The sequence below is a fragment of the Campylobacter sp. CFSAN093246 genome (genome assembly GCF_012889415.1).
GTDB classification, from domain to species: Bacteria; Campylobacterota; Campylobacteria; order Campylobacterales; family Campylobacteraceae; genus Campylobacter_D; species Campylobacter_D jejuni.
This window is the reverse complement of record NZ_CP040613.1, coordinates 1124169-1140668: the sequence shown is the minus strand read 5'-3', so window position 1 is coordinate 1140668 and position 16500 is coordinate 1124169. Positions and strand designations below refer to the sequence as shown.

Annotated in this window: 20 protein-coding genes; 15 read left to right on the top strand and 5 right to left on the bottom strand. The window is 31.5% G+C overall.

Features of this window, described 5'->3' with window-relative positions; all coding sequences use genetic code 11:
- Positions 1 to 15 precede the first annotated feature (15 nt).
- Positions 16 to 324: a multidrug efflux SMR transporter gene (locus tag FBE87_RS06020; protein WP_002780599.1), complete on the bottom strand. Its 309-nt coding sequence runs from the start codon at positions 322 to 324 to the stop codon at positions 16 to 18.
- Complete coding sequence (locus FBE87_RS06015) at positions 324 to 665, bottom strand: multidrug efflux SMR transporter (protein ID WP_002777281.1); 342 nt, start codon at positions 663 to 665, stop codon at positions 324 to 326. Before FBE87_RS06015 ends, FBE87_RS06020 begins: the two co-directional genes overlap by 1 nt.
- 108 nt (positions 666 to 773) lie before the next feature.
- Between FBE87_RS06015 and FBE87_RS06010 the strand changes: the two genes are divergently transcribed.
- The 5 genes from FBE87_RS06010 (at position 774) to FBE87_RS05990 (ending at position 4493) form a co-directional block, all read left to right on the top strand.
- On the top strand, positions 774 to 1481 hold the full coding sequence (locus tag FBE87_RS06010; RefSeq protein ID WP_002914488.1) for a YebC/PmpR family DNA-binding transcriptional regulator: 708 nt from the start codon (positions 774 to 776) through the stop codon (positions 1479 to 1481).
- Between the two features lie 9 nt (positions 1482 to 1490).
- Entirely contained in the window at positions 1491 to 1973 is a 483-nt protein-coding gene (locus FBE87_RS06005) for a peptidylprolyl isomerase (protein WP_002822502.1), read from the top strand.
- A 162-nt stretch (positions 1974 to 2135) separates the two neighbouring features.
- Positions 2136 to 3572: a DUF3373 family protein gene (locus FBE87_RS06000; protein WP_002879618.1), complete on the top strand. Its 1437-nt coding sequence runs from the start codon at positions 2136 to 2138 to the stop codon at positions 3570 to 3572.
- 10 nt (positions 3573 to 3582) lie between these two features.
- On the top strand, positions 3583 to 3810 hold the full coding sequence (locus FBE87_RS05995) for a hypothetical protein (protein WP_002822505.1): 228 nt from the start codon (positions 3583 to 3585) through the stop codon (positions 3808 to 3810).
- A gap of 80 nt (positions 3811 to 3890) precedes the next feature.
- Positions 3891 to 4493: a DedA family protein gene (locus FBE87_RS05990; protein WP_002831619.1), complete on the top strand. Its 603-nt coding sequence runs from the start codon at positions 3891 to 3893 to the stop codon at positions 4491 to 4493.
- Here the strand turns inward: FBE87_RS05990 and FBE87_RS05985 are convergent.
- Positions 4490 to 5416, bottom strand: a complete 927-nt coding sequence (locus tag FBE87_RS05985; RefSeq protein WP_002899812.1) for an L-lactate dehydrogenase — start codon at positions 5414 to 5416, stop codon at positions 4490 to 4492. The genes FBE87_RS05990 and FBE87_RS05985 overlap by 4 nt on opposite strands.
- A 66-nt stretch (positions 5417 to 5482) precedes the next feature.
- Between FBE87_RS05985 and FBE87_RS05980 the strand changes: the two genes are divergently transcribed.
- The 8 genes from FBE87_RS05980 (at position 5483) to FBE87_RS05940 (ending at position 10986) form a co-directional block, all read left to right on the top strand.
- Positions 5483 to 6259, top strand: a complete 777-nt coding sequence (locus tag FBE87_RS05980) for a threonine/serine exporter ThrE family protein (protein ID WP_002914489.1) — start codon at positions 5483 to 5485, stop codon at positions 6257 to 6259.
- Positions 6256 to 6750, top strand: a complete 495-nt coding sequence (locus FBE87_RS05975) for a threonine/serine exporter family protein (RefSeq protein WP_002831613.1) — start codon at positions 6256 to 6258, stop codon at positions 6748 to 6750. Before FBE87_RS05980 ends, FBE87_RS05975 begins: the two co-directional genes overlap by 4 nt.
- Before the next feature lie 69 nt (positions 6751 to 6819).
- The gene (locus FBE87_RS05970; RefSeq protein ID WP_002831611.1) at positions 6820 to 7083 is read left to right on the top strand and encodes a zf-TFIIB domain-containing protein; all 264 of its coding nucleotides are present in this window, start codon (positions 6820 to 6822) and stop codon (positions 7081 to 7083) included.
- Positions 7084 to 7158: 75 nt separating this feature from the next.
- Complete coding sequence (czcD, locus tag FBE87_RS05965; RefSeq protein ID WP_002852858.1) at positions 7159 to 8109, top strand: CDF family cation-efflux transporter CzcD; 951 nt, start codon at positions 7159 to 7161, stop codon at positions 8107 to 8109.
- Positions 8099 to 8293, top strand: a complete 195-nt coding sequence (locus FBE87_RS05960; RefSeq protein ID WP_100621745.1) for a heavy metal transport/detoxification protein — start codon at positions 8099 to 8101, stop codon at positions 8291 to 8293. Before czcD ends, FBE87_RS05960 begins: the two co-directional genes overlap by 11 nt.
- Complete coding sequence (gene copA / locus FBE87_RS05955; RefSeq protein ID WP_100626272.1) at positions 8293 to 10392, top strand: copper-translocating P-type ATPase CopA; 2100 nt, start codon at positions 8293 to 8295, stop codon at positions 10390 to 10392. The genes FBE87_RS05960 and copA overlap by 1 nt, the downstream gene beginning before the upstream one ends.
- Positions 10393 to 10493: 101 nt before the next feature.
- A complete protein-coding gene (locus FBE87_RS09375; protein WP_139847559.1) occupies positions 10494 to 10643 on the top strand; it encodes a DUF2165 family protein in 150 nt (49 codons plus the stop codon).
- Positions 10644 to 10797: 154 nt separating this feature from the next.
- A complete protein-coding gene (locus tag FBE87_RS05940; protein ID WP_168940544.1) occupies positions 10798 to 10986 on the top strand; it encodes a DUF2165 family protein in 189 nt (62 codons plus the stop codon).
- On the opposite strand, the gene FBE87_RS05935 is transcribed toward FBE87_RS05940, so the two are convergent.
- Together FBE87_RS05935 and rho are read right to left on the bottom strand one after the other, a co-directional pair.
- Positions 10983 to 12512, bottom strand: coding sequence for a DNA polymerase III subunit gamma/tau (locus FBE87_RS05935; RefSeq protein WP_002873531.1), 1530 nt, complete (start codon positions 12510 to 12512; stop codon positions 10983 to 10985). The two genes, FBE87_RS05940 and FBE87_RS05935, sit on opposite strands and share 4 nt — an antisense overlap.
- Positions 12513 to 12515: 3 nt before the next feature.
- Positions 12516 to 13814 carry a transcription termination factor Rho gene (gene rho, locus FBE87_RS05930; RefSeq protein WP_002852852.1) on the bottom strand — a complete coding sequence of 433 codons (1299 nt, stop codon included), beginning with the start codon at positions 13812 to 13814 and terminating at the stop codon, positions 12516 to 12518.
- A 108-nt stretch (positions 13815 to 13922) separates the two neighbouring features.
- On the opposite strand from rho, the gene FBE87_RS05925 reads away from it, so the two are divergent.
- Together FBE87_RS05925 and ccoS are read left to right on the top strand one after the other, a co-directional pair.
- A complete protein-coding gene (locus FBE87_RS05925; protein WP_085524822.1) occupies positions 13923 to 16280 on the top strand; it encodes a heavy metal translocating P-type ATPase in 2358 nt (785 codons plus the stop codon).
- A complete protein-coding gene (gene ccoS / locus FBE87_RS05920) occupies positions 16277 to 16483 on the top strand; it encodes a cbb3-type cytochrome oxidase assembly protein CcoS (protein WP_002852798.1) in 207 nt (68 codons plus the stop codon). Before FBE87_RS05925 ends, ccoS begins: the two co-directional genes overlap by 4 nt.
- Positions 16484 to 16500 lie beyond the last annotated feature (17 nt).

Here is a 16500-nt window from a genome sequence, read left to right as displayed (position 1 = left end):
CAGCATTTTGCTGTTTTAATAATTTAGCAAAAATACTGCTATTATTACGATAATGATACCTAAAATTCCTATTTTGTTTAATTTTTCTTTATATAAAATCCATCCACCAAGACAAGTTCCTATGATGCCTATAGCACCCCAAGTTGAGTAAGCTATGCTTAAAGGAACATATTTTAAAGAAAAAGAAAGTAGAAAAAAAGCAAGTATAGCATTGACAATCGCAGCCAAGCCCCAAATTTTATGCTTAAAACCATCTGATTTTTTTAGCAATAAATTTGCTACGATATCTAACAATGCCGATAGAACAATAATAAAAATATACATTATTCTTTAACCTCGCCTATATTAATCATGATAATTCCAACGATAGAAAGAACAATGCCTAAAATTTGAGTTAAGGTTAAACTCTCTTTAAAAACTATAAAAGAAACTAAAAGTATAAGAATAATCCCTAAAAGTTCCCATACAGCATAGGCTATGCCTACTTGAATTTTTTTAATCGCCTTGCCCATAAAAAAATAAGAAAAAGCTATAAATAAAGCCATAAATATATAGCCTAAAATTTGATTTTCCATTTTTAAAAAACTAGTACCTAAAACTTCAAATACAATAGCAGCAATCAAGAAAAACCAAGCAACAAAAAGTTCTTTTTTTGCGATATTCAAAAAGCTTCTCCCTAAAAATAAATGGTAAAATCATACCATTTAAAGCTTTAATTAGCCTTTTTAGTTTATACTTTTAAGTTTAAAAATCTTTAAAGAAAGTGAGAATTTATGGGACGAGCGTTTGAATACCGAAGAGCTTCTAAAGAGGCTAGATGGGATAAAATGAGTAAGCTTTTTCCTAAGCTTGCTAAAGCCATACAAGTAGCTGCTAAAGAAGGTGGCACTGATCCTGATATGAATCCAAAATTAAGAAGTGCTATAGCCACAGCAAAAGCAAATAATATGCCAAAAGATAATATAGATGCGGCTATTAAGCGTGCGAGTGGAAAAGATAGCGCAGATATTAAAAACATTCATTATGAAGGAAAAGCTGCACATGGAGCTTTGGTTATAGTTGAATGTATGAGCGATAACCCTACGCGCACCGTGGCTAATGTTAAAGCCATTTTTAGCAAAAATGGTGGAGAAGTTTTACAAAATGGATCTTTAGGCTTTATGTTTACTAGAAAAGCGGTTTTTCATCTTGAAAAATTTGCAGGAGATTTAGAAGAATTAGAACTTGATTTGATCGATGCAGGGCTTGAAGAATTAGAACAAAATGAAGAAGAGTTAGTAATTAGCGGTGATTATACTGCCTTTGGTGAGCTAAGTTCTGCTATAGAGACTAAGGGTTTAGTTCTTAAAAAAGCAGGACTTGAGTATATACCAAACAATCCTGTAAGCTTTAGCGAAGAACAGCTTAGCGATATAGAAAAACTTTTAGATAAGTTAGAAGAAGATGATGATGTTCAAGCTGTTTATACAAATATAGATTAAGGAGAAATAATGATAAAAACAATCGACACAAGCAAAGTAAATGAATACAAATTTGCTCTTATAGAAACTGAAAAAGGCACAATGAAATTAAAACTTTTTGGCGATGAGGCTCCGCAAACGGTTTGTAATTTTGCTACTTTGGCTAATGAGGGATTTTATAAAGATTTAAATTTTCATCGTGTGATCCCAAATTTTGTCATACAAGGAGGTTGTCCACACGGCAATGGCGTAGGTGGGCCTGGATATGAAATTATTTGCGAATGTGATGATCAAGAACATAAACATGAGCGTGGAACCTTATCTATGGCACACGCAGGACGCGATACGGGTGGTTCTCAATTTTTTATTTGTCACAGCCCTCAAGCTCATTTAGATGGAGTTCATACTGTTTTTGGGCAAATTGATCCAAAAGATGAAGAAAGTTTGGAAGTTTTAGACTCTATACGCCAAGGAGATAAAATTTTAGACATAAAAATTTGCGATAAAATTTAAAAATTTAAATTTTAAAACTTTTTCGAAACTACAATATTTACAAAGCTAGTCATAAGTTTGACTAGCTAAAAATGATTAATGTATAATTTTTTTTTAAACTTTTTTTTCTATAATCACAATTTTAATTTGCTAAATGTAACAAAATTACAAGGAGTTATGATTATGAAAACTAAGTTTTCACTTATTTTAAGTGCTTGTCTTCTTTCATCTTCACTTTTTGCTAAAAATACAGATGATGAGATAACTAAGCTTCAAAAACAGCTTGCACAAATTCAAGCTGAACTTGCACAAATCAGAAAAGAAAGAGAAGCTCAAGTTAAACAAAATGAAGCTGTAAAAGCTGAACTTGCTGATCTTAATGATAGAGCCGATGAAACAGAATTCCAAGCAGCTTTGAGCAAGGTTAAATTTGGACTTGAGTTTTCAACAGCAGTTTCAAATACAAACTATAAAGTTAGCGGACAAGATTATAGTGCTAATAACAAATGGATGAATGAGCTTCATTTAAATATGAATGCTGATATTAATGATAAAACCAAATTCTACGGTCGTTTATCTATGGCTAAAAATTGGTCTCAAATGGGTTGGAGTGGTACTCCTTATGACTTAGATGCAGGAAGAAACACAAGATCAAGTGGGCCTGTACTTTATGTAGATAGAGCTTATCTTGACTACTACATCACACCTGAATGGATTGCGACTGTAGGAAGACAACCAGGAACCGATGGTCCAGGAAGTAATCTTAGAAATAATGCTCTAAGACAATCAACTTATCCAGCCTTAGCGATTAATGCTCTAGGTGATGCAGCAGTGATCACTTATAAGCCTGAAAGTTTGCAAGATCATAAGGTAGCTATCCGTGCAGCTTATGGTAAAACTTATCAATGGGATGAAGAAGGCAAGGTAAGAGACTGGATGAGCGATCAAAAAGATGCTGATGCAAATCTTTACTATGCTGCAGTAGAAGGAGAGCTTCCTATAGAAGGTATGGGAGATAATTTAATATTATTTAATATTGCATATTTAAGCGATTTTGCTTTGCCACTTAACAATGGTCCAATTGCTTTACCTGGTAATGGTACTATTCTTGATGATGATGGTGTGGTAAATTTAGGAGATTTAACTATAGCAAATCTTCATTTTGAAAATTATAAAGCTTTTGGAACGAATTTTAATTATTTTCTATCTTTAGGTTATTCTCACGGGAACAACAGTCAATTAAGCCCTACATTAAGTGGAATTCTTCAGACACAAGGTTATAATGGCAAGTTTAATGAAGAAGATGGTTATGCTGTGCATGTAGGCGGACGCTATGATTTTACCAAGGCTTTAAAAGTAGGGTATGAGTTCTTCTGGGGAAGTAGATACTGGTATACTATGAGCCGTCCAAGTATCAACGATCCACTTAATATAAGAATGACAAGAGGAACAGCACATGATTTTTATGTGATTTATCAACTTGATAGATATCAATTCTTACGCTTAAGTTATACTAATATCCAAAATATTTGGGGTAATCGTGGCTTGCCATTTGGTGGAGCGAAAAAAGATAAAGCAAGAGCTGATAATATCATGTTAATGTATAATGTAAAATTCTAAGGAGCAAAAGATGAGAAAAATACTTTTTGCAAGTTTATTACCTATCATTGCTTTGGCTGATTGTGCAAGTTTGATGGCGAAATACGAAGCTCCAGAGCCAGAGTCAAAAACAATGAAACAAGTTGAACGCTGGATTAATAAAAAAGTTAGCGATCCAGCTGATGCTGCTGTTTTAAAAGAGTGTATGATCGCTCGTGCAGCGGACAATCCAAATCAAGTTTCGGTTGCAGGTAAATAAAAAAAGCGGTGTAAAACCGCTTTTTACTGTTTAATCTTTTAAGCTACAATTTTTTAAAATTTTCTTCAAATAAGGCTAATATGCAAGAAATCATTTCTTTTATTGTTGAGACGGCTAGTGCTTGGGGGTATTTGGGTATTATTATCCTAATGACCTTAGAGAGTTGTTTTATACCTTTTCCAAGTGAAGTTGTTATGATACCTGCTGGATATTTGGCACATAAAGGTGATCTTGATATCACTCTTTGCATACTTAGCGGGACTTTAGGTTCTGTTTTAGGAGCTTTGATTAATTACTATATTTGCTTTTTTTGGGGCAAAAATTTTGTATTAAAATGGGGTAAGTATTTTGGTATAAATGAAGCTAAATTTGCTAAATTTGAAGATTTTTTTAACAAACACGGGGAATTTTCAACCTTTACTTGTCGTCTTTTACCAGGGATTCGTCAGTATATTTCTATGCCTGCAGGTTTGGTAAGAATGAAACTTATAAATTTTATACTTTTTACTGCACTTGGTAGTGCTATTTGGGTGGCTATACTTGTATTTTTGGGTTATTATATAGGGCAAAATGAAGAGTTGATTAAAACTTATTTAACTCAAATTTTAATCATTATAATTGTTTTTGTGATTTTAGCAAGTTTAATTTATATCAAAATCAAAAAGCCTTTTAAAAAGGCTTAAATTTTATCTTTTACGCTTTGTATAGCGTTTTTGATTTGTTGTTTTGAATTTTCTAATTTTGTTTTTTCTTTTTCATTGAATTTTAATTCAAAAACCTTTTCTATACCATCTTTTCCTATGATAGCGGGCATTGAAAAAGCTATATCATCGAAAACCACACTTACAGGATGTAAACTTTTTCTATCTTCTAGGATGGCTTTGGCTAAATTTGCACAAGAAGTTCCTATGCCAAATTCTGTCCTTCCTTTGCGTTCATAGATGAAGTATCCCTCGCTAATCACGGCTTTTTCGAGTTCTTGTATGTCTAAATCTTTGCCTAATTTTTGCTTATAAAAATCTAATAAATTCTGTCCTAAAACGCTTGCATTAGAAAGTGCTGCAAACTGAGAATCTCCATGTTCACCAATCATACAAGCAAAAATATCTTTTGAATTTATGTTTAAATCTTTGGCTAACAATTTCTTAAGTCTTGAACTATCTAAATTTGTTCCACTACCAAAAACATGATTTTTAGGTAATTGGCTTAATACTTGAGTGTAGTAAGTTATGGTGTCATTTGGATTTGTTGCGACAATGTATTTGCCTTTAAAATTAGCATTTTTTAAGGTTAAGACAATGTCTTTAAGTTCGAGGATATTGTTTTTAAGTTCTACTAAGCGACTAGGTAATTCTTTTAAGCTTTCTTTTCTAAAAGCTAAAATGATAATATCGCAAGAAGCTAAATTTTCTAAATTTGGCACATGAAAAATTTTTGTATAAGAAAAATGAATGGCTGACACATCTTCCAAATCTCTTGCATGAGCTAGAGCTAAATCTTGTTTTATATCATATAAGTAAAGTTCTGAACAAATTCCTTGAGTAACTATGCTATAAGCACTAGCAGCTCCTACATAACCTAAACCAACTATACCGATTTTTGCCATTTTTTCTCCTTATTTATTTTAAAATTTGCTATAATTATAACAAATTCAATCAAAGATTATTAAAATATGGAAAAACCTGATATACAAAGATTAACTAATTTTTTAATCGTATATACTAAAACTTTGCTAGGTGCTGGAACTTATACAGCTAGGGTGGCAAAATGCGTAGGAAGAATAGCTGAGGTTTATGGCTATGAGATAAATATCAATTTCTTTTTTCATCATATTACTTTAAATGTTGTAGATATGGATGATAACTCCATTCAAAGAACTTATGTTATACCCAATCATCATGCCCATGTTAATTTTAAACTTATTTTTGATTTAAGTGCTTTAAGCTGGGCTATATATGATCACAAATACGATCTTGAAAAAGCAAAAGTCGTTTTTGAGCAAATTTCTCAACAAAAAAAGCATTCTTATTTGCTTAATCTTTTATTTGTTTCTATGGCAAATTCGGCTTTTTGTAGGCTTTTTGGTGGTGATTTTGGCGCTGGAAATTTAGTGTTTTTTGCAACTTTTGTGGGATTGTTGTTAAGATATATTTTAACTAAAGCAAAGATTGATTTAAGAATTCAATACATCCTTTGTTCTTTTGTCTCATCGTGGTTTGTATTTTTTGGACTGGATATGGGATATACCAATACTTCTGATGTGGCTTTGGGTTCTAGTATCTTGTATCTTATACCAGGGGTATTTTTTATAAATTCTGTGATTGATATATTAAAAGATCATATTTTAATGGGGCTTAGCCGTATTATCAGCGTGGCTATTTTGATTTGTTGTATAGCACTTGGAATTTACATGACGCTTAGTATTTCGGATTTTGGGATTTTAAGATGATTGAATTTATTTTAAGAGATATGTTTTTTGCTGCTGTGGCGGGATTTGGCTTTGCTTATGCTTGTAATCCACCTTTAAAAACCCTTATTTTATCTGCTCTTTTAGCGGCAATTGCACATGGACTTCGTTTTACCTTGGTGGAATATTTTCATTTTCAAACTTTAGCAATTGCAACTTTTGTTGCTTCATTTTGCATAGGATGTTTAGGAATTGTTTTAGCAAAAATCATCAAAACTCCTGCTGAAATTATCGCTTTCCCTGCTCTTATTCCTATGATACCTGGAATTTATGCTTATAAAGCGATTTTGTATCTTATTTCTTTTATACGCAGTGATGATTTGAAGGCTAAGTCTGAATTTTTAGTTCAATTTTTTGATTATTTTTTTACAACTGTTTCTGTGACTTTGGCTCTAGCTATAGGAGTGAGTGTTACCTTGCTTATATTTTTTGAACAAAGTTTTATGATGACTAGACATGCAAAAAAACATTAAAACTTGTTGTAAATTTGTTTAATATTTCTTTTTATAATTTTAAGTCAAAAATTTAAAAAAAGGTATTGTATGTTATGTCCAGTTTGTAATGTAGATTTGGTTATGAGTGATAGGAGTGGAGTTGAGATTGATTATTGTCCAAAGTGTCGTGGCGTTTGGCTTGATCGTGGAGAGCTTGACAAAATCATAGAACGCAGTGTCCCTAATACAGCAAATTTTAACCAAGCTCCAAGACAAGAGTCAAGATATAATGACTCAGCTTATCATCAGCACAATGACTATTATAAAAAGAAAAAGAAAGAAAGTTGGCTAGGCGAGCTTTTTGACTTTTAATTTTTATAAAAATAACAAATATTTATATCCTTTTTAGCTTAATATCTTAAAATGTCAAGCAAAAAAGGATATAAAATGTATAAATTTTTATCACACGAGCCTTTAGCTAACAAATCTTGTCATCATAATCACGAAGAACATTCTCATGAACATCATCATTCCCATGCCGATGCAAGGAGTGTGGATAAAAAGATTTTAAAAATTTCTCTTTTAATGACTTTTTCTATGATGCTTGTGCAATTTATTTATTCAATCCTTTCAAATTCTTTGGCACTTTTAAGCGATACTTTGCATATGTTTTCTGATGTTTTTGCCTTAGCTCTTAGTTTTTTAGCCATTATAGCTGTAGAAAAATGGCAAGATCATCAAAAGACCTTTGGGTATTTTCGTCTTGAAGTTTTAGTGGCTTTTATCAATGCTTTAACCATTATTTTATCGGCTTTATTTATCATTTATGAGGCTATAGAAAAATTTATCAATCCAAAAGAAATTGACGCTAAAACCATGATAATTGTAGCTATTTTGGGCTTTTTGGTAAATGGGATTAATGCTTTGATGATGTTTAAGGGTGCAAATTTAGAAAATGTCAATATGAAGTCCGCTTTTTTGCATATGATGAGCGATTTATTGGGTTCTTTAGCGGTTATTATAGGTGGGATTGTGGTGTATTTTAGTGATATTGTTTATATAGATACGATTTTAGCTATTGTATTATCAATCTTGCTTTTAAGATGGGCGATTATCTTACTTAAACAAAGTGCTAATGTCTTGCTTGAAAGTTCTCCTGTGGATATAGAAAAAGTAAGACAAGTTTTGCTTTTAAATCCTAGTGTGGATGAGGTAGTGGATTTGCATATTACTCAAATCACTAATAAAATGCTAGTAGCCTCTATGCATTTAAAAGTAAGAGTTTGCAATCTAAAGGAATTTGAAAAACTATCTCAGGATTTATCTCATAAGTTGTTGCATGAATTTGAAATCGGGCACATTACCATACAACCTATAAGGAGTGAAAATGAAATTTAAAGTAAAAAATGTTAATTGCATAAATTGTGTAAATTTGATCAAAAATTCTCTTGAAGATGAATTTGGAAATATAGAAGTGGATTTGGAGCAAAAAATTTTAAGTTTAAATTTAGAAGAAAATCAAGTATCAAATTTTACAAAAGAATTTCAAGATTTAGGTTTTGAGATCGTAGAGCGTTTATAATGGAAGAATTGCGTATAAAAATAGGCAAAATGACTTGCGTTAATTGTTCTAATGCTATAGAAAGAGCTTGTAAAAAAATTGATGGTGTTAAAGATGCTAGTGTTTCTTATGTGAATTCTAGCGGGGTTTTTTTACTTGAAGATCAAAAAAAACGCAAGGATATCATCGCAAAAATTCAAAATTTAGGCTTTGAAATTTTAGAAGATGAACAAAGCTTGAACGCATACAAGGCAAAAAAACACTTAGAATTAAGAAAAAATTTGCTCTTAAGTATAGTTTTGAGTGTGATTATTATGTATTTTGAAATGTTTGTTAAAAGTTCTTTTTCTCAAAATATCCAAATGGCTTTGAGTTTTTTTGGGATATTTTATTGTGGGAGAGACTTTTTTTCTCATGCTTTTTTAGGCTTTAAAAGCAAAAATTTAGATATGAATACCCTTGTAGCTTTGGGGACTTTGAGTGCTTTTGTGTATTCTTTTTTGGTGTATTTGCAAATTTTCAAAGAAGAAGATTTGTATTTTAGTGGTGCAATGATGATTATTTCCTTTGTGCTTTTAGGAAAATATCTTGAAAGTAAGGCTAAATTTAAGGCACAAGATTATCAAAGAATTTTAGAAAATATAGACACAAAAAAGACAAAAATTTTGCTTGAAGATGAAAGTATCAAAGAAATTTCAAGTTCTTTTGTCAAAAGTGGCGATGTACTTTTGGTAAAAGAAGGAGAAAGCATTGTTGCAGATGGAGTAGTGCTTTTAGGGAGTGCAGAGCTTGATATGAGTTTTTTAAATGGGGAGTTTTTGCCTGTTTTAAAAAAAGAAGGCGATGAAGTTCAAGCAGGAGCAGTAGTTTTAAATGGTGCTTTAAGGATCAAAGCAAACAAAAAGGCCATGGATAGTACTTTAGAACAAATCAAAAATCTAGTTTTTGAAGCAGGAAGTATCAAAAGTCCTTTGGCAAATTTAGCAGATCAAATTTCTAAATACTTTGTAGGGGGTATAATATTTTTTGCTTTTTTAGTTTTTGTTTTTTGGGTGCTAAAAGCAGATTTAAATACAGCTTTTTTACACTCTTGTGCTGTGCTTTTGATCTCTTGTCCTTGTGCTTTAGGTCTTGCAACGCCTATAGCTTTGGTTGTGGCAAGTGCAAATGCGGCAAAAAATTTCATTCTTATTAAAAATCCTGCTGCTTTAGAAAAATTAGCCTTAGTTAAGTATGCTTTTTTTGATAAAACGGGTACATTAACAAAGGAAAATTTGAGTATTTTTAAACACAATCTTTCTAAAGATGATTTTGATAAATTATGTCAAATTGAAAGTTTAAGCTCTCATCCTATAGCTAAGGCTTTACATAAAGATCATTTTTTTGATTTAAAGGGTGAGGGAAGAGTGATTGTGGGTTCTGGTATAAAATACAAAGAAGATAATGATATTTATCTCGCAGGTAGTGCGAAGTTTTTGCACGAAAATGAAATTGACACAAAAGAAAGTGATATCTTTTTTGATACTTTTAAAGAATATGTTAGGGTGTATTTTGCTAAGAATAAAAAGTGTTTAGGCGGTGTTTTGTTAAGCAATGCTTTAAAAGATGGAGCCAAAGAGCTTGTGTTAAATTTAAAAAAGCAAAATCTTAAAACTTTTATTTTAAGCGGCGATCATGTAAAAAATGTAGAAAAAATAGCCAAAGAATTACAAATAGACGAATTTCACGCTCAGCTTAAGAGTGAAGAAAAACTACAAATCATTCAAAAATTTAAAAAAACTCTTTTTGTAGGAGATGGGATCAATGATGCGGCGGCTTTATCTGCTGCAAGTGTGAGTATGAGTTTTTCAAAGGCAAATGAACTTGCTAAAAAAACAGGAGATTTTATCTTGATAAAAGATGATTTATCAGCGATTTTTAAATGTTTTAAACTTGCTAAAAAAACACGCGGTATTATTAAGCTAAATCTTTTTTGGGCTTTTATTTATAATGTGCTTTGCATTCCTATCGCGGCAGGATTTATACCTTTTATCTCTTTAAGTCCTCATATAGCAGCACTTGCAATGTGTTTTAGTTCTATTACTGTAGTGCTTAATTCTTTAAGACTTAAAAGAATTTAAAAATTTAATTTTTATTAATAATATATTATATATAATTAATATTACTAAAATATATTATTAAAAGAGTATAAATGTAACAAAAATGTTTTTGCATAAGCAAAATGATTAGATTTTCAAAAATTATTATTTTGCTTACCGTTGTATCGTTAGCAGGTATAGTGGTTTTTGGAAATGTGACAGATTACAATTCTAATTTCCAATTTGTTTCGCATGTGATGAGTATGGATACAAAGCCTGATTTATTTAGGTAATGCTATAGTTTATATGGCTATTACTTCTCCCGTGATTCATCATATAGGCTATATAGCAATTATTCTTTTTGAAACTTTTATTGCCTTAACAGCTCTAAAAAAGGTGCTTATGATATGTTTAAAGCTAGAAATTTAGATGCTCAAAGCTTTCATAATGCTAAGATTTTTTTGGGATTATTTCTTTAACTTGTGTATTTTATGGTTTTTTGCCTTCCAAGTAGTTGTTGCAGAATGGTTTGGAATGTGGATGAGTAAGGTTTGGAACGGTCTACCTGATACTACAAGATTGGTAACTTATATGTTTTTAGCTTTGATTTTCATCTCTCTTAAAAATGATGATTAATTTTCTATACTAGGCTCTCCAAAACAATCTTTAAGAGCCTCTTTAAGATCTTCTTGTGGGTCAAATTTTTTGGCCCCTTCTTTAAGCATATTAATAGAACTTTGAATATCTATGTTTTTATTTTCATTGTTTGGTAATTCTTGAGTTAAGGATTGAAGTTTATTTTCATCAATTGTTAGTGCTTTTTGCACATTAATTTTAGCATTTTCTCCAAATTTAGCTTTAAAAAGTTCTTGTATGAGTTTAAAACCTTTATTGAGTGTATCGCGATTTTGTCCTTGTGCGTTTGAGCTTATATTTAAGGTATTGTTTTCAAAACTAATAAATTTTGTGCTTTGTTTAAAGCATTCTGCAAGATCAAAATCCCTATCATAAATACTATCAAGCAAGATTTCATAAGCATTTTTTTCTGTTTTTTTCTCAAGATGAGGTATGATAGGAGAAGGTGTGATCCTAGGTATAATATTTGTTGTATTTTCTTGTTTGATTTCTTGGATTTGTGCGTCAATTTCTTTTAAATGACTTGCTTCCATCATCATAAAAGCCATAACACAAAGCGTAAAACCATCATCATCGCAAAGCATATTCTTAGCTTTTGATAAAATACGGAAAAATCTTTCATAAATTAAAGTAGAAAATTCTGTGCTTTTTGCAAAAAAACTTTCTTTTAAATAAAAAAGCATTTCATCAATCACGCTTGAGGCTTCATAGTCTTGTAATTCCTCTAAATACACAAAAACTTTTTCCTTGTCTTTTGTTAAGATAGCCTGATAAAAGGCTTTGATTTTTTGAGGATCTAAAAATCCTAGCATATCTGTAATTTTACTAATGCTGATTTCATTTTGACAAAAAATAATAGCTTGGTCAAGCAAGGTTAAAGTATCTCTTAAAGATCCATTGCCGCTTCTTGCTATAAATTTTAAAGCTTCTTCTTCAAATTTAACATTTTCTTTAAGTAAAATTTCTTTAAGATGATTTAAAATTTCACTCTGTGGAATTTGTTTAAAGCGAAAATGTTGTGTTCTTGAAAGCACAGTAGCTGGAAGTTTTAAAGGATCTGTGGTTGCAAGTATAAATTTAACATAACTTGGGGGTTCTTCTAAGGTTTTTAAAAGCGCATTTGCAGCCTGTGGGGTAAGCATATGTACTTCATCAATGATGAAAATTTTAAATCTTGCCATAGAAGGGGTGTATTTGGTTTGTTCGATTAAGGCTTGTATATCTTCAAGCCCACGGTTGCTTGCAGCATCCATTTCTATAATGTCTATATGTTTGCCTTCAAGTGCTGCAAGACAGTGTTTGCAAGTGCCACATGGAGTATCACTTGGTCCTTGTTCGCAAACTAAAGCACGAGAAAAAATTCTAGCACTTGAAGTTTTTCCACTTCCTCTAAGTCCTGAAAAAAGATAAGCATGAGCTAAGCGATTATGATTTAGGGCGTATTTTAAACTTACGCTAACTGTCTTTTGTCCTATGAGTTCATCAAAGGTTTTTGGTCTGTATTTAATCGCTAAAGCTTGAAGCATTTTCTACTCGTTCATTATAGATAAAAGTTCTACATTGTCTTTGGTTTTAAGCATTTTAGAATATAAAAATTTCAACGCTTCAACATCATCCATTTGAGAAATCGCTGAACGGATTGCCCAAATTTTTTGAAGATTTGCTACGCCTTGGAGCAATTCTTCTTTTCTTGTTCCTGATTTGATGATATTAATCGCAGGATAAATTCTTCTATCGGCGATATTTCTATCAAGAACTATTTCGCTATTTCCTGTGCCTTTAAATTCTTCAAAAATCACATCATCCATTCTTGAACCTGTATCAATTAAAGCTGTAGCAACTATGGTTAAAGAGCCTCCATTTTCTATATTTCTAGCTGCACCAAAGAAGCGTTTTGGTTTGTGTAGGGCATTAGCATCCACCCCGCCGCTTAGGACTTTTCCACTGCTTGGAGTTGCGGTGTTATAAGCACGTGCCAGTCTTGTGATACTATCAAGTAAGATGATAACATCTTTGCCTGTTTCTACCATTCTTTTGGCTTTTTCTATCACGAGTTCGGCTACACGCACATGATTATAAGCAGGTAAATCAAAAGTAGAACTAAAAACCTCCCCTTTTACACATCTTTGCATATCGGTAACTTCTTCAGGCCTTTCATCGACTAAAAGTACGATTAAATGCATTTCTGGGTGGTTTTTTGCAATAGCAGTAGCAAGTTCTTTCATAAGCTCTGTTTTACCTGTGCGTGGTGGAGCAACGATAAGCCCGCGTTGTCCTTTTCCTATAGGAGTAAAAAGATCCAAAACACGACCTGTAAGCTTCATTGCATCGTATTCGAGTTTGATTTTTTCTGTTGGAAAAATAGGGGTTAAGTTATCAAACAAAGGTCTTTCTTTGGCTTCTTGTAAAGGCAGATAATTGATCGCTTCGATTTTTAAAAGAGCGTAGTATTTTTCTTGATCTTTTGGTTCTCTAACTTGTCCTGTAACGATATCGCCTACACGCAGAGCAAATTTTTTAATTTGTGAATTTGAAACATAAGCGTCATTAACACTATCGCTAAGATTAGAGTCCATACCTCTTAAAAAGCCATAACCTTCGGAAGAAATTTCTAAAATCCCTGTAAAAAGTATAAAACCGCCTTTTTTTGTTTGTGCTTTTAAAATTTCAAAAATAAGTTCTTGGCGGCGAAATTCTCTCGGGTTTTCGATTTCGCATTCATTGGCGATTTTAACTAGATTTTCTAAATCTAATAATTTTAATTCTTCGATTTTATAACCTTCCACTGGAACGTGGGTTCTTTGATGTTGTTTTTTTTCTTTTTCCATAAGTCCTCGTAAGATTTAGCAGAATAATTTTTGTAAAATGTGATTTTAATAAAAAAATGCACTTTTTGTCAAATTTGTTTATAATTATAAAAAATATTTTTTTAAAGAATGATTATGAAATGTGAACATTGCAAACTTGATTATAAACAAGCCCAAATGATAGAGTATAAGGGTAAATTTTTTTGTTGTAAAGGTTGTAAGAGCGTTTGGGAAATTTTGCATGAAAGTGGATTAGATGAGTTTTATGAAAAGCTTGGAAATCAAACTTTAAGCCCTGTAAATTTTCAAAATGAAATGAAAAATTATGATGAGTTTATCACTAAAACCAAAGAAGGATTTAGTGAAATTTATCTCATGATACACGGTATAGAATGTGCAGCTTGTGTGTGGCTTAATGAGAAAATTTTAACCAAACAAGAAGGAATTTTAGAACTTGATATTAATCATTTAAACCATAAAGCACGCATTGTTTTTGATGAGCAAAGCATTTCTTTGGTGCAAATTTTAAGACTTATTGAAAGCATAGGCTATAAAGCGAGTGCTTATGATGCGAGCAAGGCTTCAAAAAAAGCGGATTTACTAAAAAGGGAATTTTATTCTAAGCTTGTTGTGGCTATAGCTTGTGTGATGAATATCATGTGGATAGCAGTGGCAAAATACGCAGGATTTTTTAGCGGTATGGATAAGGACACTAAGGATATTTTAAATTTTGCTGAATTTATCCTTTGTTCTCCTGTGCTTTTTTATACGGGATCTCATTTTTATAAAAGTGCTTTTAAAACTTTAAAAATGCATAGTTTAAATATGGATGTATTGGTGATTAGCGGAGCGAGTTTGGCTTATGTTTATTCTTTATGGGCCATGTTTTTTAGGGTAGGGGAGGTGTATTTTGACTCTGTGGCGATGATAATTTGCTTTGTTTTTATAGGTAAATATCTTGAGATGTTTAGCAAAAAGCGTGCTTTAGATACTATAGATGGGCTTAATGATTTTTTGCAAAATGAAGTTTTAGTTTTCAATGGTAAAGAATTTGTCTCTAAAGAAGTGCAAAAGGTTTGTTTGGGGGATAGAATTTTGCTTAAAACTGGAGATAAAATTTTAATCGATGGGATTTGTAAAAGTGGTGAAATGAGCGTAGATACTTCTTCTTTAAATGGAGAAAATACCCCAAAACTCATACAAAAAGAAGATGAAATTTTTTCAGCTTGTATAGTGCTTGATGGAAGTGTGGAGTATGAAGCAACAAAGCTTTACAAGGATTCAAAACTCAGTCAAATTATCCAGCTTTTAGAACTTGCAAGTTCTAAAAAAGCAAAACTTGAAAGTTTGGTCAATAGTCTTTTGGCTTATTTTTCTAGAACGGTTTTATTGATCGCTTTTATTTGTTTTGCTTTTTGGTTTTTTTATAAAGAAGAGAGTTTCGAAATTTCTTTAGTCAATGCGATTGCAGTTTTGATTATCGCTTGTCCTTGTGCTTTGGCTTTAGCAACGCCAGTGAGCAATCTTGTGGCTTTAGGTAGGGCTTTAAAAAAGCATATTTTATTTAAAAGTTCTAGCGTGATAGAAGATTTAAGCAAATGTGATTGTGTGGTGTTTGATAAAACGGGTATTTTAACCAAAATAGAGCTTGAACTTAAAGAGGTTTTTTTAGATAAAGCGCTTGATTTAAACGAGCTTTATAATTTTGTAAAACTTTCTAAACATCCTATCTCTCAAAATATTGTGTTATATTTAAAGCAAAAAGGAGCTAAGGATTTAAATTTGGATTTTAAAAAGCATTCGAGTATTCAAGCTAAAGGTTTAAGTGCTGAGTTAAATGAAGGGTTGCTTTTAGGCGGAAGTTCTAAATTTTTGCAAGAAAAGGGTATTGTGGCTAAAGAATTTGATAATACGCATTTTATTTTTGCCAAGGAAGGTAAAATTTTAGCTTTTTTTGAGTTTGATAGTGTTTTAAGAGAAGGTGCAAAAGAGCTTATCGCTTATCTTAAAAAAGAAAAGAAAGAATTAATGATACTCAGTGGCGATCATCAAAAAGCAGTGGAAAAAATCGCTAAAAAGTTAGAAATTCAAAATTATCAAGCTTCTTGTTTGCCTGAAGATAAGATGAAAACTATAGAAAATTTAAGTAAAAATTACAAAGTTTTATTTGTAGGTGATGGGGTAAATGATGCACTAGCTTTAAAATACGCAAGTGTTTCAATGACTTTAAGAGAAGGAAGTGATCTAGCTATAGAAAGTAGTGATGTTTTGCTTTTGAAAAATGACTTGCTTTCTTTAAAAAAAGCCATCAAATTATCTAAAAACACCTTTAAAATTATCAAGCAAAATCTTGCTTTTTCTTTGTTTTATAATGCTTGCACCATACCTTTGGCTTTTTTGGGTATGATAAATCCTTTATTTGCTGCTATTTCTATGTCTTTTAGTAGTATAATAGTCGTTTTAAATGCTTTAAGGATTAAAGAATGAATAGTATAATCATGATGATGATAGGAGTTTCTATCTTAGCGTTTTTTATCATTTTGGCAACTTTGCTTTGGGGGATTAAAAATAAGCAATTTGATGATGATTATAAATTTACTACTTTAAATGATGATGAGGATTCTTTACGTGATGCTATAGAATTAGAAAGACGTAAAAAAGAAGCTTTGGATAAAAAAAGGCTTTCTTAAAAAGAAAAGCCTTTTTT